This is a genomic window from Pseudomonas sp. S31 (assembly GCF_016648105.1).
GTDB lineage: Bacteria > Pseudomonadota > Gammaproteobacteria > Pseudomonadales > Pseudomonadaceae > Aquipseudomonas.
The window spans coordinates 26354-46645 of sequence record NZ_JACVVE010000020.1 but is presented as its reverse complement, the minus strand read 5'-3'; the positions used below and the strand labels follow the sequence as shown (position 1 = coordinate 46645).

Here is a 20292-nt window from a genome sequence, read left to right as displayed (position 1 = left end):
CTGCAACACTCCCTGTAAACTGCGGGGGTTTTCTCCCCCCTATGCCTTCGGAGCCATACATGTCCCGCGTTACCCTGAGTCGCTATCTGATTGAGCAGACCCGCAGCAACAATACCCCTGCCGATCTGCGCTTCCTGATCGAAGTGGTGGCGCGTGCGTGCAAAGAAATCAGCCATCACGTGTCCAAGGGCGCCCTCGGTGGCGTGCTGGGTAGCATGGGCACTGAAAACGTGCAGGGCGAAGTCCAGAAGAAGCTCGATGTGATTTCCAACGACATCCTGCTCGAAGCCAACGAGTGGGGCGGCCACCTGGCCGGCATGGCGTCCGAAGAAATGGACAACGCCTACCAGATCCCGGGCAAATACCCCAAGGGTGCCTACCTGCTGGTCTTCGACCCGTTGGACGGTTCGTCGAACATCGACGTCAACGTCTCGGTCGGCACCATCTTCTCGGTACTGCGTTGCCCTAACGAATACCTGAGCCAGAACGAAACCCTCAACGAGAACGCCTTCCTCCAGCCAGGTACCCAGCAGGTCGCCGCCGGTTATGCCATCTATGGCCCGCAGACCATGCTGATCCTGACCCTGGGCAACGGCGTCAAGGGCTTCACCCTGGATCGCGAGCTGGGCAGTTTCGTCCTGACCCACGAGAACATCCGCGTACCGGAAAGCACCGCCGAGTTCGCCATCAACATGTCCAACCAGCGTCACTGGGAAGCCCCGGTGCAGCGCTACGTGGGCGAGCTGCTGGCCGGCGAGACCGGGCCGCTGAAGAAGAACTACAACATGCGCTGGATCGCCTCGATGGTGGCCGACGTGCACCGCATCCTGACCCGTGGCGGCCTGTTCATGTACCCACGTGACGCCCGCGAGCCGAGCAAGCCGGGCAAGCTGCGCCTGATGTACGAAGCCAACCCGATGTCGTTCATCATCGAACAGGCAGGCGGCGCCTCCACCAACGGTTACGAGCGTATCCTCGACGTCCAGCCAGAGAGCCTGCACCAGCGTGTGTCGGTGATCCTCGGCTCGAAGGAAGAGGTCGAGCGCGTCACCGCCTACCACAAGGAGTAAGTCATGCTCGCACCTTGGCAGCCGTTGCTGGAATGGTGGTTCGGTTGGGGCACCAGTGCCCAGGCCGTGGCTGACGAGAAGAGTACGCTGTGGTTCGGCAAGCATCACGATGCCGAGGCCCAGGCGCTGTTTGGCGATCTGGTCGAGCAGGCCCTGGCGGGCGGGCTCGACGAGTGGCAGCAGTCGCCGCAAGGCTGGCTGGGCCTGTTGATCCTGCTGGACCAACTGCCGCGCATGATCCACCGCGACACGCCGCGCGCCTTCGAGGGCGACCGGCGGGCGCAAGTGGTGGCGATGCAGGGGTTGCAGAAGGCCTGGGACTACCAGTTGCTGCCGATCCAGCGGGTCTTCGTGCTGCTGGTGCTGGAGCACGCCGAAGTGCTCGACTGGCAGAACCTCTGCGTGGAGCGCTACCAAGTGCTGCTGGAAGAGCAGCCCGAGGCCAGCCAGCGCTTGTTCGAAGGCTTCCTCGACTACGCCGAGCAGCACCAGCGGGTGATTGCCCGGTTCGGGCGCTTCCCGCACCGTAACTTGGTGCTGAACCGGCCGAGCACCAGCGAAGAGATGGACTTTTTGCTGGAGCCTGGGTCGAGGTTCTAGGTCCTTGGGGCCGCACAGCGGCCCCAACGGTTTCAGATCCGTTCAGATCCGGAAACTCCCCACCAGATGCTTCAACCGCTCCGCCTGGCGCTCCAGGTCGGTGCAGGCACGCAACGTGCTTTGCAGGTTCAGCACGCCTTCCTGATTCAGCGTATTGATCTCGTTGATGTCGACATTGATCGACTCGACCACGGCTGTCTGCTCCTCGGTCGCGGTGGCCACCGACTGGTTCATGCCATCGATCTCGCCGATGCGCTGGGTCACACTGCCCAGGCGCTGACCGGCCTGGTTGGCGATGCCGACGCTGTGGTCGCTGTGCTGGCGGCTCTGGTTCATGGTGCTGACCGCCGTCTGCGCGCCGGCCTGCAGCTCTTCGATCAAACGCTGCACCTGCTGCGCTGATTCCTGGGTGCGGTGGGCCAGGTTGCGCACCTCGTCCGCCACCACCGCGAAGCCACGCCCGGCCTCGCCGGCACGTGCCGCCTCGATCGCGGCATTGAGCGCCAGCAGGTTAGTCTGCTGCGAAATGCCGCTGATCACGTCGAGGATCTGGCCGATGTTGGCCGTGTGCGAATTGAGCGTCTCGATGTTGCCGCAGGCGTCGCTGATACGCGCCGACAACTGGTTCATCACTTCGATGGTGTTGCCCACCACTTGTTGACCATCCTCGGCCAGGCCACGCGCTTCGCTCGAATGCTGTGAAGCCAGTGCCGCATTCTGGGCGATCTCCTGGGCGGCCGCGCCAAGCTGGTTGATCGCCGCAGCCACGCTGCTGGTGCGGCTGGACTGCTGGTCGGCCTTGTCGATCGAGGCATTGGAAGCGTTCACCACCTGGGCGGCCACGGCATTGACCTGGCTGGTAGCCGAGGCCACCTCGCGGATCGATTCGTGGATGCGCTCGACGAAACGGTTGAACGACTGGCCAAGGCTGCCGAACTCATCCTGAGCATGGATGGTCAGGCGACGAGTGAGGTCGCCTTCGCCTTCGGCGATGTCGTGCATGGCCCGGCCCATCACATGCAGCGGGGCCATCAGCACACGGATCAGCAGGCCGAGCAGGGCGATGATCGCCACCACTGCGATCAGCGTCGCGACCACGGCCGAGGTGCGCAGCTCGCCAAGCATGGCGAAGGCGGCGTCCTGGTCCAGCACCAGCGCCACGTACCAGTCGGCCGAGGGCACGCCGTCGACGTGGGTGAAGCTGATGAACTGCTCGCGGCCACCTTCGCTGACCGACTGCAAGCCGGCAGCGATGCGCGGCGTATCTTGCGGGTAGACATCGGTCAGGGACTTGAGCGCCAGCTCGCCCTTGGGGTGGATGAGCACCTTGCCTTCGCCGTTGACGATGAAGGCATGGCCATGGCCATCGAAGTCGAGGGCGTTGACCAGGTTGCTGATGGTCTGCAGGTCGGTGTCCGCACCGCTGACGCCGATCAGCCGGCCACCCTGCTGCACCGGCGTGGCCAGGGTGATCACCAGCTTGCCGCTCGAAGCCGACACGTAGGGCTCGGTGACGATGGTCTGGCTGGCGCCGCTGGCGGCTTTGTACCAACCGCGTGCGCGCGGGTCATAGTCGGCGGCGCGATTGCCGGCTGGTACCGATTGCATGCTGCCGTCCTGGCCGCCGAAGTAGGTGAGCTGGAAATTGCGCGCATACACCGGCAGTGCCAGGCTGCGATCGAGGCTGGCCTTGCCCGGGCCGTCCGCGGCCACCTGCTGGGCCAGCGAGTCGAGCAGTTGGGTACGGCTGTCGAGCCAGGTGCGGATGGTCCCTGCGGTCAGGTTGCCCAGGTCCTGCAGGTTGGTCTGTACGTCGTCGCGCAACGACTGGCGTTGCCGGTAGTCGTTGAACAGTACGAAGCAGGTAAAGGCGGCGGCCACCACCAGGGCGGCAGCCAACAGGATCTTGTGGCTGAACTTCAGGTTCTTGGTCATTTTTCGGTCTGCGCAAGGCAATTCGGAGAGGAATGCCATGGCGATGTGCCACAGCGTATTCGCTGTGTCGTCACTTCCAGGCCAAGCTTGATCGTTTGCGCAGCGCCAGCCGACCAACGGCTTATAACGAAAGGGGGGAGGGCAGGGAACCAGGGACCGATTTTCCCGTCGAAGGTCACTGCAGGCCACTTGCCTGTAGTTACTGTCCAGGAGTGTCCCTTCATGTCGTTGCGTTCCCTCGCCCTGTTGTCCTTGTGCGTCGTCCTGACTGCGTGCAGCAAGATCAATCAGGAAAACTATTCCAAGCTCAAGGCCGGCATGAACAAGGCCGAGGTCGAGCAACTGCTCGGCACTCCCACCGAGTGCTCCGGCGCGCTGGGCATGAGCAGCTGTACCTGGGGCGACGAGAAGAGCTTTATCAGCGTGCAGTACGCGGCCGACAAGGTGTTGATGTACTCCGGGCAGGGCCTCAAATGACCCGTCTGCACCTGCTGCTGGGCTTGTGCCTGGTGTTGCTGCTCGGTGGTTGCGCCACGCCCGCCAGCGACCCGCTGTCGCCGAAGACCGCCGGCAATGTCGACCTCAAGCGCTATCAAGGCAAGTGGTACGAACTGGCGCGCCTGCCGATGAAGTACCAGGCCGACTGCGTCCAGTCCGAGGCGCACTACAACCTCAAGCCCGATGGTTCGTACGGCGTGCTCAACCGCTGCCGCACGATGGGCGATGAATGGCTGCGCGCCGAAGGTCACGCCAACATCCAGGAGCCGGGGCACACCGACAGGCTGTGGGTCGAGTTCGACAACTGGTTCACCCGCCTGGTACCCGGCGTGGCCAAGGGCGAATACTGGATCCTCTACGTCGACGAGCACTACCGCACGGCGGTGGTCGGCAGCCCGGACCGCAAGTACCTGTGGCTGTTGTCGCGCACCCCGACGATGCCGGCCTGGGAGCGCGAGAGCCTGATGGCCAAGGCGCGCCAGCAGGGTTACGACACCAGCCGGCTGATCTGGCGCACGCCCGACCGGCAGATCGTGCAGATGCATTGACGTCGCCTTTGTCGGCACCCACCCTGTAGGAGCGGGTTTACCCGCGAAGACCGATAACGCGGTGGATGGCACCGGCGTCGCCGGTGTTCGCGGGTGAACCCGCTCCTACAGAATGACCGCTTATGCCAGGAGCTGGCGCAATACCTCCTTGAATGCCACGGCGCTTTGTTCTTCCTGCCCGTGTCGCCCCTGGCGCACCACCCATCGCCCATTGACCATCACATCGCGCACCTGGCGATCGCCACCGGCGAACAGCCAGCGGTTGAGAATTGCGTCCCCCTCGGCGATCGCGATGTACGGGTCCTGCCCGTCCAGCACCAGCCAGTCGGCCCGCTTGCCCACGGCCAGTTCGCCAATCGCTTGCCCCAACGCCTGCGCGCCACCGACCAGGGCCGCGTCATACAGCGTGCGCCCGACCATCGGCTGATCGTTGCGGTACAGCCGGTTGCGCCGCTGGTCGCGCAGGCGCTGGCCATATTCCAGCCAGCGCAACTCCTCGACCACGCTCAGCGACACATGGCTGTCCGAGCCGATGCCCATGCGTCCACCCAGGGCCAGAAAGTCCACGGCTGGGAAGATCCCATCGCCCAGGTTGGCCTCGGTGGTCAGGCACAGGCCCGCCACCGCACGGCTGCGGACCATCGCCGTCACTTCATCGGCTTGCGCATGGGTGGCATGCACCAGGCACCAGCGTTCATCGACATCGACATGCTGGTACAGCCACTGCAACGGCCGCAAGCCGCTCCAGGCCAGGCAGTCGTCGACTTCCTTCTGCTGTTCGGCGATGTGGATATGGATGGGGCTGTGCGGGTCGCCTGCGGCCAGCACCTCGGCGATCTGCCTGGGGCTGACCGCGCGCAACGAATGGAAGCACAAGCCCAGGCGCTGGGCTGGTTGCGCCGCCAGGAGTGGGGCCAATTGCTGCTGCAACCGCAGGTACTGCTCGGTGCCGTTGATGAAGCGTCGCTGCCCTTCGCTGGGCGGTTGGCCACCAAAGCCGGCGTGGCTGTACAGCACCGGCAGCAGGGTCAGGCCGATGCCGCTGCTGGCCGCTGCCTGGCTGATGCGCCGCGACAGTTCGGCCGGGTCGGCGTAGGCCTGACCGTCGGCGGCATGGTGCACATAGTGGAATTCGGCCACCGAGGTGTAGCCGGCCTTGAGCATCTCGATATACAGCTGGCGGGCGATGACTTCCAGTTGTTCGGGGGTGATGCGCCCGACCAGGCGATACATCAGCTCGCGCCAGGTCCAGAAGCTGTCGTTGGGATTGCCTGCCACCTCCGCCAGGCCAGCCATGGCCCGCTGAAACGCATGCGAGTGCAGGTTGGGCATGCCTGGCAACACAGGGCCGCCCAGGCGCTGTGCATCCTCGGCCGAGGCATTGGTCTCGATGCGCGTGAGCAAGCCGTCGGTGCCCACCTCCAGGCGGACGTGGCTGGCCCAGCCCTGGGGCAGCAAGGCGCGTTCGGCGAAATAGGCGGGCATCGTGGATTCCTGTCGTTGTTCGAATGAGAGGCTAGGTTGTATATACATATACAGCCGTTTGCCTCCCGGGTAAACTGCGGCAAGCTACCGTCCATTCAACCGTACAAGGACTCAACGCCGTGCCGACACCTACTGTCTCCGCGCTGGTGGCCCAGATGGGCGAGGGGCCGGCGCCGCTGTACGCCCGGGTCAAGCAGATGATCATCCAGCAGATCGACAACGGCAGCTGGCCGCCGCACTATCGGGTGCCGTCGGAAAGCGAGCTGGTCAGCGAGCTCGGCTTCAGCCGCATGACCATCAACCGCGCCCTGCGCGAGCTCACCGCCGAAGGCCGGCTGGTGCGCATGCAGGGGGTCGGTACCTTCGTCGCCGAGCCCAAGACCCGTTCTGCGCTGTTCGAGGTCAACAATATCGCCGACGAGATCGCCAGCCGTGGCCATCGCCACAGTTGCCAGGTGATCACCCTGGCCGAGGAGGCCGCTGGTTCCGAGCGCGCCCTGGCGCTGGATATGCGCGAAGGCCAGCGGGTGTTCCACTCGCTGATCGTGCACTACGAAAATGACGTGCCGGTGCAGATCGAAGACCGCTACGTCAACGCAGCCATCGCTCCCGACTACCTCAAGCAGGACTTCACCCGCCAGACGCCCTATGCCTACCTGTCCCAGGTGGCACCGCTGACCGAGGGCGAGCACGTGGTCGAGGCGATCCTTGCCGAGCCCGCCGAATGCGCGCTGCTGCAGATCGACAGGGGCGAACCCTGCCTGCTGATTCGCCGGCGCACCTGGTCGGGGCGCCAGCCGGTGACCGCCGCGCGGCTGATCCACCCAGGTTCGCGTCATCGGCTGGAAGGGCGGTTCAGCAAATGAGCCAGTTGCGCGTGTTGCGCGCGTGCGATTACCCGCGCATGCCCTGGAAGAACGGCGGTGGTTTCACCGAGGAAATCACCCGCGACGCCGGCGAAGGCCTGGACGGCTTCGGTTGGCGCCTGTCGATCGCCGATATCGAGGAGTCGGGTGGGTTTTCTGCGTTCGCCGGTTATCAACGCATCATCAGCGTGCTGCAGGGCGATGGCATGCGCCTGCAGGTCGATGGTCACGTGAGTCGACCGCTGCTGGCGTTCGATGCGTTCGCCTTCAGTGGCGAAAGCCAGGTCGGTTGCAACCTGCTGGGCGGGCCGATCCGCGATTTCAACCTGATCTATGCGCCACTGCGCTATCGCGCGCGGTTGCAGTGGTTGGACGGGACCAGTCGGTTGTTCAGTTCGGCTTCGACGGTGTTGCTGTTCGCTGCCAGCGGCCAGGTCGAGGTGGTGATGGCGGGGCATGAGACACAGCGGTTGGGGGTGTATGACTGCCTGCGGCTGGATGGCAACGACGGGTTGTTGGGGTTCGAGGTGCAGGGGCGATTCTGCCTCATCGAGCTCATTCCAGTCTGAGATAGCCGGGGCCGCAAAGCGGCCCCAATGCATTCATGAACCCAGGGGATGGTCCGAAGATTTCACTTGTCCATGCTTGTACATACAAGTAAATATGTGTTTATCTATTTACCACAGACACACATGCCAGCGGACCGCCGCCAAGGACCTTCCCGTGACCGACAACAACAAATACCGTGACGTAGAAATCCGTGCCCCCCGTGGCAACAAGCTGACTGCCAAGAGCTGGCTGACCGAAGCGCCGCTGCGCATGCTGATGAACAACCTCGACCCGCAGGTCGCGGAAAACCCCAAAGAGCTGGTGGTGTACGGCGGCATCGGCCGCGCTGCGCGCAACTGGGCGTGCTACGACAAGATCGTCGAGACCCTCACCCGCCTGGAGGCGGACGAAACCCTGCTGGTGCAGTCCGGCAAGCCGGTCGGCGTGTTCAAGACCCACGCCAACGCCCCGCGCGTGCTGATCGCCAACTCCAACCTGGTGCCGCACTGGGCCAACTGGGAGCACTTCAACGAACTGGACGCCAAGGGCCTGGCCATGTACGGCCAGATGACCGCCGGCAGCTGGATCTACATCGGCAGCCAGGGCATCGTCCAAGGCACCTATGAAACCTTCGTCGAAGCCGGTCGCCAGCACTACGGCGGCAGCCTGAAAGGCAAGTGGGTACTCACCGCCGGCCTCGGCGGCATGGGCGGCGCCCAGCCACTGGCTGCAACCCTGGCTGGCGCCTGCTCGCTGAACATCGAATGCCAGCAGAGCCGCATCGACTTCCGCCTGGAAACCCGCTACGTCGACGAGCAGGCCAATGACCTCGACGACGCCCTGGCGCGCATCGCCAGGTACACCGCTGAAGGCAAGGCGATCTCCATCGCCCTGCACGGCAACGCCGCCGAAATCCTCCCGGAACTGGTCAAGCGTGGCGTGCGCCCGGACCTGGTCACCGACCAGACCAGCGCCCACGACCCGCTCAACGGCTACCTGCCTGCCGGCTGGACCTGGGAGCAGTACCGCGACCGCGCGCAGACCGAGCCAGCTGCCGTGGTCAAGGCCGCCAAGCAGTCGATGGCCGTGCATGTGCAGGCCATGCTGGACTTCCAGAAACAGGGCGTTCCGACCTTCGACTACGGCAACAACATCCGCCAGATGGCCAAGGAAGAGGGCGTGGCCAATGCTTTCGACTTCCCAGGCTTCGTGCCGGCCTACATCCGCCCGCTGTTCTGCCGCGGCGTCGGCCCGTTCCGTTGGGCGGCGCTGTCGGGCGAGGCCGAGGACATCTACAAGACCGACGCCAAGGTCAAGGAGTTGATCCCCGACGACGCCCATCTGCACCGTTGGCTGGACATGGCCCGCGAGCGCATCAGCTTCCAGGGCCTGCCGGCGCGCATCTGCTGGGTCGGCCTGGGGCTGCGCGCCAAGCTCGGCCTGGCATTCAACGAAATGGTGCGCAGCGGCGAGCTGTCGGCGCCGATCGTCATCGGTCGTGACCACCTCGACTCGGGCTCGGTGTCCAGCCCCAACCGCGAAACCGAAGCCATGCGCGATGGCTCCGACGCCGTTTCCGACTGGCCGCTGCTCAATGCCCTGCTCAACACCGCCAGTGGTGCCACCTGGGTGTCACTGCACCACGGCGGCGGCGTGGGCATGGGCTTCTCCCAGCATTCGGGCATGGTCATCGTCTGCGACGGCACTGACGAGGCTGCCGAGCGCATCGCCCGGGTCCTCACCAACGACCCGGGTACCGGGGTGATGCGCCACGCCGATGCGGGTTATGACATCGCCGTCGACTGCGCTCGGGAGCAGGGCCTCGACCTGCCGATGATCACAGGTTGATCGCCGCCCCATAGGGCGAAGTCGAGTGATACTGAACAATAAGAAGGGGCCCGTGGGCCTCGCCAGAACTGGAGTAGCGAAGTGATCGAACTGACCCTCAAGCCCGGCACCCTGACCTTGGCCCAACTGCGCGCCATCCATGCCGCGCCGGTTCACCTGCGGCTGGACGCCAGCGCCGCGCCAGCCATCGATGCCAGCGTCGCTTGCGTCGAGCGGATCATCGCCGAAGACCGCACCGCCTATGGCATCAACACAGGCTTCGGGCTGCTGGCCTCGACCCGCATCGCCAGCCACGACCTGGAAAACCTGCAGCGTTCGCTGGTGCTGTCGCACGCCGCCGGCATCGGCGCGCCGCTGGACGACGCGCTGGTGCGGCTGATCATGGTGCTCAAGATCAACAGCCTCAGCCGTGGTTTCTCCGGCATCCGCCGCAAGGTCATCGACGCCCTGATCGCCTTGGTCAATGCCGAGGTCTACCCGCATATTCCCCTGAAGGGCTCGGTGGGTGCTTCCGGCGACCTCGCGCCGCTGGCGCACATGTCGCTGGTGCTGCTCGGCGAGGGCAAGGCCCGCCACCAGGGCCAGTGGCTGTCGGCGCCCGAGGCCCTGGCGGTGGCCGGCCTCGAGCCGCTGACCCTGGCCGCCAAAGAGGGCCTGGCCCTGCTCAATGGCACCCAGGCCTCCACCGCCTATGCCCTGCGCGGGCTGTTCCAGGCCGAAGACCTGTACGCCGCGGCCATCGCCTGCGGCGGCCTGAGCGTCGAGGCGGCGCTGGGCTCGCGGGCACCGTTCGATGCGCGCATCCATGAAGCCCGTGGCCAGCGCGGACAGATCGATACAGCCGCCTGTTTCCGCGACCTGCTGGGCGATTCGAGCGAAGTGTCGCTGTCGCACAAGAACTGCGACAAGGTCCAGGACCCGTACTCGCTGCGCTGTCAGCCGCAAGTCATGGGCGCCTGCCTGACCCAGTTGCGCCAGGCCGCCGAGGTGCTGGGCATCGAGGCCAACGCGGTATCGGACAACCCGCTGGTGTTCGCCGCCGAAGGCGACGTGATCTCCGGTGGCAACTTCCACGCCGAACCCGTGGCCATGGCCGCCGACAACATCGCCCTGGCGATCGCCGAGATCGGTTCGCTGAGCGAGCGGCGCATCTCGCTGATGATGGACAAGCACATGTCGCAGTTGCCGCCGTTCCTGGTGGAAAACGGCGGGGTCAACTCCGGCTTCATGATCGCCCAGGTCACCGCTGCCGCGTTGGCCAGCGAGAACAAGGCCTTGTCGCACCCGCACAGCGTCGACAGCCTGCCGACCTCGGCCAACCAGGAAGACCATGTGTCGATGGCCCCGGCTGCGGGCAAGCGCTTGTGGGAAATGGCCGAGAACACCCGCGGCGTACTGGCCATCGAATGGCTGGGTGCCTGCCAGGGCCTGGACCTGCGCAAGGGGCTGAAGACCTCGGCCAAGCTGGAGCAGGCGCGCCAGGTGCTGCGCCGCGAGGTACCGCACTACGACCGCGACCGTTTCTTCGCGCCGGACATCGAGGCCGCCGTCGCGTTGTTGGCCACGGGCAGCCTGACCGGGCTGCTGCCGGGTGGGGTGCTGCCTAGCCTTTGATGGCCCTGGGGCCGCTATGCGGCCCTTCGCGGGGCAAGCCCGCTCCTACCACGGAGGTCGCGTAGGGCCTGTAGGAGCGGCCTTGCGCCGCGATCGGGCTGCAAGGCAGCCCCACTCGATTTCACGACCAGAACAACAATATAAGGACGTGACATGCAACAAGCTCAAGGTCTCAAGCGCGGGCTCAGTGCTCGCCATATCCGCTTCATGGCCCTTGGCTCGGCCATCGGCACCGGCCTGTTCTACGGCTCCGCCTCGGCCATCCAGATGGCCGGCCCGGCCGTGCTGCTGGCCTACCTGATTGGCGGCGCGGCAGTGTTCATGGTCATGCGCGCGCTCGGCGAAATGGCCGTGCACAACCCGGTGGCCGGCTCCTTCGGCCACTATGCCAGCACCTACCTGGGCCCGATGGCCGGGTTCATCCTCGGCTGGACCTACGCCTTCGAAATGGTCATCGTCGCCATCGCCGACGTCACCGCGTTCGGCATCTACATGGGCTTCTGGTTCCCCGAGGTGGCGCGTTGGATCTGGGTGCTGGGGATCGTCTTCGTCATCGGTGGCCTGAACCTGTGCAACGTCAAGGTGTTCGGTGAGCTGGAGTTCTGGCTGTCGCTGCTCAAGGTCGCCGCCATCGTCGCCATGATCCTTGCCGGCCTGGGCATCATCGCCTTCGGCTTCAGCCAGGCGGATGGCAGCCCTGCGGTTGGCATCGCCAACCTGGTGGAGCACGGCGGCTTCATGCCCAATGGTGTCGCAGGCCTGATCGCCTCTTTCGCCGTGGTGATGTTCGCCTTTGGCGGCATCGAGATCATCGGCGTCACTGCCGGCGAAGCCAAGGACCCGCAGCGGGTGATCCCCAAGGCGATCAATGCCGTGCCGCTGCGCATCCTGCTGTTCTACGTGCTGACCCTGCTGGTGCTGATGTGCCTGTACCCGTGGCCGCAAATCGGCAGCCAGGGCAGCCCGTTCGTGCAGATCTTCAGCAACCTCGGGATCGGCTCCGCGGCGGCGGTGCTCAACATCGTGGTGATCTCGGCGGCAGTGTCGGCGATCAACAGCGACATCTTCGGCGCCGGTCGCATGATGTACGGCCTGGCCCAGCACGGCCAGGCACCGCGTGGGTTCGGCAAGCTGTCGAAACATGGCGTGCCGTGGATGACCGTGGTGGTGATGGGCGCTGCATTGCTGGTCGGCGTGGTGTTGAACTACCTGATCCCCGAGGACGTGTTCCTGCTGATCGCCTCGATCGCCACCTTTGCTACGGTGTGGGTGTGGCTGATGATCTTGCTGACCCAAGTCGCCATGCGCCGGCGCATGAGCAAGGCAGAGGTTGCCCAGCTCGGCTTCCCGGTGCCGTTCTGGCCGTATGGCCCGGCCCTGGCGATTGCTTTCATGCTGTTCATTTTCGGTGTGCTCGGTTACTTCCCGGACACCCAGGCGGCACTGCTGGTCGGGGTGGTCTGGGTGGTGTTCCTGGTGGCGTCCTACCTGCTCTGGTGCAAGCCGAGGGCGGGGCAGGCCGCGCAGGCCGAGGTCGTGGTCGAATCGCACCGCTAGTCGAGGAGAGTGTTGATGCGAACCCTATGGCAGCACTGCCACGCGGCAACCATGGTCGGTGGCCGGTACTCGATCATCGAGGACGCGGCGATCGTCACCAGCGCCGGGTTGATCGAGTGGATCGGCCCGCGTACCGAGCTGCAACCAGTCGAGGCCGATCGCGAGGTCGACATGGGCGGCGCCTGGGTCACGCCCGGGCTGATCGACTGCCATACCCATGCGGTGTTCGGTGGTAATCGCAGTGGCGAGTTCGAGCAGCGCCTGCAAGGCGTGAGCTACGCCGAGATCGCCGCCCAGGGCGGCGGTATCGCCAGCACTGTGCGGGCGACCCGCGCAGCCAGTGAAGACGAACTCTTCGCCAGTGCCCGGCAACGGGTGCAGGCGTTGATGCGCGATGGCGTGACCACGATCGAGGTCAAGTCCGGCTACGGCCTGGACCTGGCCAACGAGCGCAAGATGCTGCGTGTGGCCCGGCGCCTGGCCGACGAGCTGCCGCTGACCGTGCGCGCCACTTGCCTGGCCGCCCATGCCCTGCCGCCGGAATACGGCGGCAGGGCCGACGACTACATCAGCCACATTTGCGATGAGATGCTGCCGGCGTTGGCCGATGAGGGCCTGGTGCACGCGGTGGATGCTTTCTGCGAGCACCTGGCGTTCTCGCCAGCGCAGGTCGAGCGGGTGTTCATCAAGGCGCGTGAACTGGGTCTGCCGGTCAAGCTGCACGCCGAACAGTTGTCGTCCCAGGGCGGTGCCAGCCTGGCGGCGCGCTACCAGGCGTTGTCGGCAGACCACCTGGAGTTCATGACCGAGGACGATGCCCGGGCGATGGCGGCGGCCGGCACTGTCGCCGTGCTGCTGCCGGGGGCGTTCTACTTCCTGCGCGAGACCCAGCTGCCGCCGCTGGACACCTTGCGACGCCACGGCGTGAAGGTTGCGCTGGCCAGCGATCTCAACCCCGGCACTTCACCGGTGCTGTCGCTGCGGCTGATGCTGAACATGGGCTGCACGTTGTTCCGTATGACCCCTGAGGAGGCCTTGGCCGGTGTCACCGTGCACGCTGCAGCCGCCTTGGGGCTGAGCGCCAGCCATGGGGTGCTGGAGGCGGGCAAGCTGGCCGACTTCGTCGCCTGGCAGATCGATCGCCCCGCCGACCTGGCCTACTGGCTGGGTGGCGAGCTGCCCAAGCGCGTGGTGCGCAAGGGCCATGAGATTTCCAACTGAGTGAGGCACGATGGACAAGGTACTGAGTTTCCACCAAGGCCGTTTGCCGCTGCTGATCAGCATCCCCCATGCCGGCCTCAAGCTGACCCCGGCTGTGGAGAAAGGCTTGGTCGAGCAGGCACGCGGCCTACCCGACACGGACTGGCACATTCCGCGTCTTTATGACTTCGCCCGCGAACTGGGCGCCAGCGTATTGGCAGCGGAGTATTCTCGGTTCGTCATCGATCTGAACCGCCCAGAGGACGACAGGCCGTTGTACGCCGGCGCCACCACTGGCTTGTATCCGGCGACCCTGTTCGATGGCGAGCCGCTGTTCAAGGAAACGCTCGAGCCGAGCGCCGACGAACGCAAAACCTACCTGGAAACGATCTGGCGGCCCTATCACGATACGATCCGCCGCGAGTTGGCACGTCTGCGTGAAGCCCATGGCTACGCGCTGTTGTGGGATGCCCACTCGATTCGCTCGCTGATTGCGAACCTGTTCGATGGCAAGCTGCCGGACTTCAACCTTGGCACCTTCGATGGGGCCAGTTGCGACCCGCGCCTGGCTGAGCAGCTGCAGGCAGCCTGCGCCCAGGCACCGGGGTACAGCCATGTACTCAATGGCCGATTCAAGGGCGGGCACATCACTCGACACTATGGTGACCCATCCCATCACATCCATGCGGTGCAACTGGAGTTGGCCCAGAGTACCTACATGGACGAAGTGGCGCCGTTCGCTTATCGACAGGACCTGGCCCAGCCCACGCAGGCGGTCTTGCGCAAGCTGCTGGAGGTCTTTTTGGCCTGGGGGCGGGCGCACTACGGGTAGCCGCCAGGAAGTGCCCCTGCCAAGGGGCACCGGCGTCGTTCAGTCGTGGTTGAAAAAAGGCCGGGTCAGATCCTGGAGCAAGTCCCTGTCTTCCTGGTCCTTGTCATCCTGCAGCCCCTGCTGCAGCGTGAGCTCTTCCTGCAAAGGCAGGTCCAGCGCGCTCAGCTCCTGCACGCGCTCACCGAAACGTTCGACGATCCTGGCGAAGCGGTCGGCGTGTTCAAGACGCAGGCGATCGGTCCAGTAGGGGTTCGCCATCAGGGACTGCATGAAGGCGTCTCCGCTTTCCCTTGCTCGCACCTGCTCCAGCACGCCCGCCAATTCACCTGGGGCCAGTTGGGCAGCACTTCGAAAGCGCATGCTGTCGGCAATCGGCAAGTCCAGTTCAGCGGCGAGCTCGCGTCGGTAGGCCAGACGTACCGAGACGTGGTCGCCTGGCGCCGTGCGCTGGCTGGCCAGCAGCTCCAACTGGCCCATCCGGTACAGCTGGCGCAGGCGCCGGAAAAGCGCCTGCAAGCTATCCCCGGCATCGGTCAGCACCCGGCTGTTCATGACGTACAGTTCGATGTTGTTGAAGGCCTGAAGCGCGCCATCGTGGCAGGTTTGCCAGCCGGTTACCGGGTCGGGTAGCCCTTCTGCGGCAATCACGCTCATGGTCGGTCGCATCTGCGGGTGTGTCGCCGCAGTGACCAGCATCAGGCGCACGCGCTCGCAGAAGTCGGCTTGCGACGTCAGGTCGACGTATGGTGCGGCGTTGCGCAAGCGCCCGGCCAGGCGCAGCAAGTTGGCGCCGTCATCCAGTCGCTGCAACTGCGCCCAGCAATCTTCCAGGGCCTCGTTCTGCTCCGGGTTGCCCAGCGCCCATAGTTCGACCCTTGGAGTGTCGTCACCGGTCAGCGGAAAGTGCGGATGCTCGGGCAGCGAGCCTTCACTGGTGGTATCGGTCAGCAGCAGGTTGTCAGGGTCCAGGCCAAAGGTGAAGCTATGCTGGCTCTCCGAGTAAGCGCGCATACGCAGGACGGTATCGACCGCCAAGGGGTTGTCGAACAATGCGATCGATGAGATTGGCATGCGGTTTTCCAGGTTGTGCAGCACGTAGTCCGGTAACTGCGGAATGTGGTTGCTGCTCAGGTCCAGCAGTTCCAGCGGCAATAAGCGGTCACACCAGGCGGGCCAGGCTTGCAGATCCATGTTGCTCAGGCTCAATGAAGTCAAGCGTGTGGCCAGGCTTGCAGGCACCTCGGTAATCACACCCAGGCGGTTGCCGGAGAGGTCCAGCGAAGTGAGGTTGGTCAGGCGGCCGAACGCTTCGAACATGTCCTGGTCGATCTCCAGCCCCATGCTGCGAAACTCCAGGTGCGTCAGCCTGCGCAGGCGGGTAAGGGCCGTTGCGAGCGTTGGCGTGGCAGCCACGTGGGCGTCGATGGTCAGGCGGGTGATGTTGGGAAAGCGGCTGAGTAGTTCTTCGAGCTGTGCGCTGGAGCCACTCACGCCGGTCAGCGTCAACGCATTCACACGTTCGTTGAAGAATGACGGTAGCCTTCGCGGGAAGTGTTCCAGTGCCACATCTGCCAGTTGCAAGCGCAGGTAACGCAGGCCGCGTTCCTGGTTCTCCCAGAACTGGTTGATCGCGTGGGCGATGCGTTGTCGGTCCTCCAGCATGGCCTGGGTCAGTGGTGTGCTGGAACTCGATGCCTGGGCCCAGCCGTCGATGGCGTCGCGCAACTGTTGTCGCTCCTGGCGGACTCGCCCCAGCCGTTCGGTGAGTTCGGGCGAGCGGTCGACGTTGACATGCGACGTGAGGCGGCTTTCATTCAGCAACAGGCGCTGCAGGTGGTCGTCGTTGATATCGTTGCCCTCCAGCGAGAGCACCGTGTTGTGCAGGGCAAGGTCGGGTTGCTCGAGGAGGAATGTCGGCAGCGACCTCAGGTTGTTGTTGCGCAGCGAAACATGCCCCATCCGCCCCATGGCATCGCTGCCAAGCCCGATGGGCCATTGGCTGAGCTGCATGTCATCCAGCCCCAGGTACTCCAACGACAACGCGTGCAGGCTGGGGCTGTCGCGCTGGGCGAACCGATTGCCACTGAGGTCCAGGCGGCGGAGTTCGGGCAGGCCGGACACGTCGACCAGGTTCTGCGCACTGAGCGGGATGTTCTGGTTGGTGAAGGTTAGCGATCGCAAGCCAGGCAAGTGCTGGCTGATGGTGCCGAGGCTGAACAGAAAGGACGAGGGCGTTGCCCGGGCATCATAGGGGCGGGTGATCACCAGCTCCTCGAGCTGCGGCAGCTGGCGCAACAGGCGCTGCAGCAGACGGCCGTGCTGGGCCCAGCCAGCGGTGCCAGCCGATGTCAGATCGAGCAAATGCAGCCTGCGCACACGCGAAGTGAAGGGGTCGGGCAGATTCATCGGGATATCGGCCAGGGGCACGCGGGTCACGCTGAGCTGTGCGGTATGTGGGTCGCCCTCGTCCAGGGCGGTGTCGAACCAATGCTGCATGATCTGGTTGCGTACGTTCTCGTGCGCCGCTGCATCGTCCGACCCCGAAACGATACCGTCGTACCATTCATCCAGCCTGCTCTGGAGTTCCAGGCGTTGTTCCAGCAACTGCTGCAGGTACGCGAGGATTTCCACTTGAGTGCGGCCGGAGCTGGTGAGCCGCATCAGGATTTGCTCTGCCGACCAGCGCGTGCGTTCGGGCAGGCCTGTTGCTGCAACGGCCTCGAGCAGGGGCCGGGGGCTGATGCCCGCAGCCGTCGGCCCCCCACTGAGCGGGTAGCCGAGGCGGCCATCGGCAAGGCGCATGGGGGAACGATAGCCAGGTTTTATCGGACGCATGCCCAGTGCCTGGCGTGATGACGCGCGCGGCGGTGGGTTTTGTTGCAGCTTCAGGCGCAGTGCGTCGGCATCGCTGACGCCTAGGTGCCCCATGGCTTCAGGCAGTGCTTCGAACAAGGCGGCATACAGGTTGGCCAAGGCCGTCACGGCTGTGTCCGACGGTGGCGTGGCATGGACGATGTAACCCTGTTCGGCACAGGTGATGGTGCCGTGCCAACGGGCGTCGGTCGGGCCGATGCTCATGCGCTGCGCGGGCCAGAATCTGTGCTGGCGCAATTCCAGGCGAGTTTCGGCCGGCCATTCGGGCAGTCGCTGCAGGGCGTGGATGATCAGTTGGTCGCAGTCCCAGCTTCGCACGTTGTCCAGATAAAGGCCTTCGTAGGCGCGTGCCAGGCGTACCTGTTGCAGGTAAACGCGGATTTCCTCGCCAAGGCGCAGAGGCACCTTGCCGGTTGCCAGCGTCTGCCGTTCGTTGGCATCAGCGCTACGCACCAGTTCGTCGACCACGCTCGACGGCAGTTGTGGGTACGCCCGCCGGAGGGTTTCGGGGCCTGGCGCCTGGGTAACTGGAGTGTCGGCATAAGCCCGCGTGAAATCGGCGAACCGCGCGCTGCTGCCGGGTAGTTGACTGATCGTCTGGTCCAGCCTGAAGCGCTGCAGGGTGTCTTCAAGCAAGGCCGGCAGCCGCTGGTTCTCGACCAGCGCCCGGCGCAGCGCATCTTCGTGGACATCGCTGATGAGCAGCATGCGTTGTAAAGTCGAGTCGTCGAAATGCGCGCTCAAGTGGCCGATCCGGCGCAGCAAGGTCATACCCTTCCAAGTCGCTGGCTGGTCGGTGCGATGCAGCCAGGCGCCAGCGCCGTTGTGCCGGACGACCGGCCTGTAGCGGTGCGGGTTTTCCGGGTGTTGCAGGCGGTAGTCCGCGCTCGGGTGGACCTGCTCGACGACGTAGCGATCGCCTTGTATCTCCAGCCAGCGCTTACCGTTGTAATGGCGAAGGCCGAGTGAATCCGGTACCAGCTCCGGGGGCAGCACGTCGCTGTGCTGGTAGGGCGTGAGGTCTGGCTTCCAGAGACGTACCTGGCCATCGGGCATTTCGACGTGATCCAACTCCTCGATGAAGGACGGAGTCTCCACTGGCATGCGTTCGATCTCCGGGAGCTCTGCTGGTGGGGCTTCTGCTGCGGAGCCTGCCCCACCGTGCAGACCTTTCAACACCTTGGCTGCCGCAGCAAGAGTGGCCATTACCGCTACATTCTCGATGACATCGACCAGGTACCCATAGGCGGTGTCACGTTCGTCTTTCTCCCAGGCTTCGATACCGTCGTAGAGCTCGAAGGCCAACTGGGTCACGCACAGGGCGAGCATCGCTTCGCCCAGCCCAGGTACGAAGAAACCGGCGATGTTCAAACCGGCCAGCACACCGTTGGCAATCCGTTGGCGGTGGGCCTGGGCGCTGCGTCGGTCGACGATCTCGGTGGGTGTGGCGTGGTACAGCGCGTCTTTCTCATGGCGCTCTGCTTTCTGAAAGGCCATGAAGCCCTGGAAGGCATGGGTAAACGGCCGGGCGACGGGGTGCAGGGTCGCGTGCGGGTCTGATACAGGCTCTTGCAGGCCACGGATGCTCCAGCCGGTGGGTGTCAGGCGATCCTTCAGGCGCAGGGCGACCGAGGTTTTGTCCCGTTCGGCGATGTGCGGGTCGAGATAGTGGATGTCGTTGCGAAGTCTGTCGCTCAAGTGCGCCTGCAACGCTTCCCACGTGGCGAATTCCTTCAGTGGGAACTCGTTGTCTTGCGGGGTGTAGAGGGCCACGCTCGCTTGCCCTGGCGCGTTCAGCTCGAGGATGGCGAGACCGGTCAGCTCGGCCTCCCAGAGGCTGAGCCTGCTGATCGTGACGGGTGAGCCCGCCGCCGGGGCCTGGTCGAGTGGGAGGGCCAGTGCGCCAGTGTAGAGCGCTGCGCTGATGTCGCCTTTCAGGCGGGCAAAGTGCAGCGACTGCCTGAATGCCGATACTTCCGCTCGCCCGAGTGTCTGGTATACCTTCAACGCCGCTTCATCCGCGCTCGACCCTGGCGTAGCGGCAGGGTAGTAGATGGCGTGCACCAGGTCGTGATACTTGCGGCCGAGATCCAGATTGCGGCAAAGACCGGCAAATGCTTCGGCGCCCATCTCGACCGCGTTGCTGATCGGCACGCTGCCCATGAAGCGGCGATGGTCGAGAATCACAGACTTCTTCAGAGGCGCATCCGGCGCGTCCATGCCATTTTCCTGCGCAGCGCCGGCGTCGAAATTGTGCAGTGCACACTGCAGGAGCGAACGGGTCGCCTTTTCGACCGCCTGGCGCCCATCGATGGCGGAGGACGCGTCGATCAGGCGGGCATCCACCAGGTAGGTGTTGTCGACGTCCAGATCCAGGCCGAAGCGCTGCTTGATTGCGTCGGTCAGCAACCGGCGGGCGTAGGTTTCCAGGTCGGGGAGGTGTTCGAACAGTGCGCGGACACTGGCCTGGTGCTGGCGATGGCGGGCATGTTCTTCCTGCCATGCCTTGGCAACCTCAGGGTGTCGCTGGACAGCAGCAGCCAGCCAGGCGGGGGCATGCTGCCAGTTGCGCAGGCCTGCGCGCGCCTCGGGCGTGCTTTCCTTGAGCCAGGTGGGGATTTTCTGTTCGATCGTCGCGTAATGGCGCCCGAGTGGGATACTGGCTGATGTCGACATGCGGTAGTCCATTGCAGGGGAGGGGCAGAGGACTATGGCGCGATGCCTGGCTGGCAAGTGGTAGATACCTAGGGCAGGCCTTGCGGTCAGCTGCGTATGCTCGATCTCGCCACAGATACATGCTCAAAGCGCAATTCAGG

14 protein-coding genes and 1 pseudogene are annotated in these 20292 nt (G+C 64.8%); 11 read left to right on the top strand and 4 right to left on the bottom strand.

Going from position 1 to position 20292, the window contains the following annotated elements; genetic code table 11:
• Positions 1-59 precede the first annotated feature (59 nt).
• The gene (locus IAE37_RS15985) at positions 60-1070 is read left to right on the top strand and encodes a class 1 fructose-bisphosphatase (RefSeq protein WP_201175102.1); all 1011 of its coding nucleotides are present in this window, start codon (positions 60-62) and stop codon (positions 1068-1070) included.
• A gap of 3 nt (positions 1071-1073) precedes the next feature.
• Positions 1074-1670 (top strand): DUF924 family protein, encoded by a 597-nt coding sequence (locus IAE37_RS15980; RefSeq protein WP_201175100.1) that lies wholly within the window; start codon positions 1074-1076, stop codon positions 1668-1670.
• Positions 1671-1712: 42 nt separating this feature from the next.
• Here IAE37_RS15980 and IAE37_RS29220 read toward each other — a convergent pair whose 3' ends face one another.
• Both IAE37_RS29220 and IAE37_RS29215 read right to left on the bottom strand, forming a co-directional pair.
• Positions 1713-2438, bottom strand: coding sequence for a methyl-accepting chemotaxis protein (locus tag IAE37_RS29220; RefSeq protein WP_442967826.1), 726 nt, complete (start codon positions 2436-2438; stop codon positions 1713-1715).
• A gap of 129 nt (positions 2439-2567) precedes the next feature.
• Positions 2568-3605: pseudogene (locus IAE37_RS29215) on the bottom strand (HAMP domain-containing protein); the annotation flags it as partial.
• Between the two features lie 222 nt (positions 3606-3827).
• Here IAE37_RS29215 and bamE point away from each other — a divergent pair.
• Together bamE and IAE37_RS15965 are read left to right on the top strand one after the other, a co-directional pair.
• Entirely contained in the window at positions 3828-4082 is a 255-nt protein-coding gene (gene bamE, locus IAE37_RS15970) for an outer membrane protein assembly factor BamE domain-containing protein (RefSeq protein ID WP_079230016.1), read from the top strand.
• Positions 4079-4651, top strand: a complete 573-nt coding sequence (locus IAE37_RS15965) for a lipocalin family protein (RefSeq protein WP_201175096.1) — start codon at positions 4079-4081, stop codon at positions 4649-4651. The genes bamE and IAE37_RS15965 overlap by 4 nt, the downstream gene beginning before the upstream one ends.
• A 120-nt stretch (positions 4652-4771) precedes the next feature.
• On the opposite strand, the gene IAE37_RS15960 is transcribed toward IAE37_RS15965, so the two are convergent.
• Complete coding sequence (locus IAE37_RS15960; protein WP_201175094.1) at positions 4772-6136, bottom strand: formimidoylglutamate deiminase; 1365 nt, start codon at positions 6134-6136, stop codon at positions 4772-4774.
• Between the two features lie 155 nt (positions 6137-6291).
• On the opposite strand from IAE37_RS15960, the gene hutC reads away from it, so the two are divergent.
• From hutC to hutG, 7 genes are all read left to right on the top strand, one after another.
• Positions 6292-7002, top strand: a complete 711-nt coding sequence (hutC, locus tag IAE37_RS15955; protein WP_201175179.1) for a histidine utilization repressor — start codon at positions 6292-6294, stop codon at positions 7000-7002.
• On the top strand, positions 6999-7571 hold the full coding sequence (locus IAE37_RS15950) for a HutD/Ves family protein (protein ID WP_201175092.1): 573 nt from the start codon (positions 6999-7001) through the stop codon (positions 7569-7571). Before hutC ends, IAE37_RS15950 begins: the two co-directional genes overlap by 4 nt.
• A 154-nt stretch (positions 7572-7725) precedes the next feature.
• The gene (gene hutU / locus IAE37_RS15945) at positions 7726-9399 is read left to right on the top strand and encodes a urocanate hydratase (protein ID WP_201175090.1); all 1674 of its coding nucleotides are present in this window, start codon (positions 7726-7728) and stop codon (positions 9397-9399) included.
• An 84-nt stretch (positions 9400-9483) separates the two neighbouring features.
• Positions 9484-11013, top strand: a complete 1530-nt coding sequence (gene hutH / locus IAE37_RS15940; protein ID WP_201175177.1) for a histidine ammonia-lyase — start codon at positions 9484-9486, stop codon at positions 11011-11013.
• 153 nt (positions 11014-11166) lie between these two features.
• Positions 11167-12570 carry an amino acid permease gene (locus IAE37_RS15935; RefSeq protein ID WP_201175088.1) on the top strand — a complete coding sequence of 468 codons (1404 nt, stop codon included), beginning with the start codon at positions 11167-11169 and terminating at the stop codon, positions 12568-12570.
• Between the two features lie 15 nt (positions 12571-12585).
• On the top strand, positions 12586-13791 hold the full coding sequence (gene hutI / locus IAE37_RS15930) for an imidazolonepropionase (RefSeq protein ID WP_201175086.1): 1206 nt from the start codon (positions 12586-12588) through the stop codon (positions 13789-13791).
• 10 nt (positions 13792-13801) lie between these two features.
• Entirely contained in the window at positions 13802-14602 is an 801-nt protein-coding gene (gene hutG / locus IAE37_RS15925) for an N-formylglutamate deformylase (protein ID WP_201175084.1), read from the top strand.
• Between the two features lie 39 nt (positions 14603-14641).
• On the opposite strand, the gene IAE37_RS15920 is transcribed toward hutG, so the two are convergent.
• The gene (locus IAE37_RS15920; RefSeq protein ID WP_236409996.1) at positions 14642-20152 is read right to left on the bottom strand and encodes a dermonecrotic toxin domain-containing protein; all 5511 of its coding nucleotides are present in this window, start codon (positions 20150-20152) and stop codon (positions 14642-14644) included.
• Positions 20153-20292 lie beyond the last annotated feature (140 nt).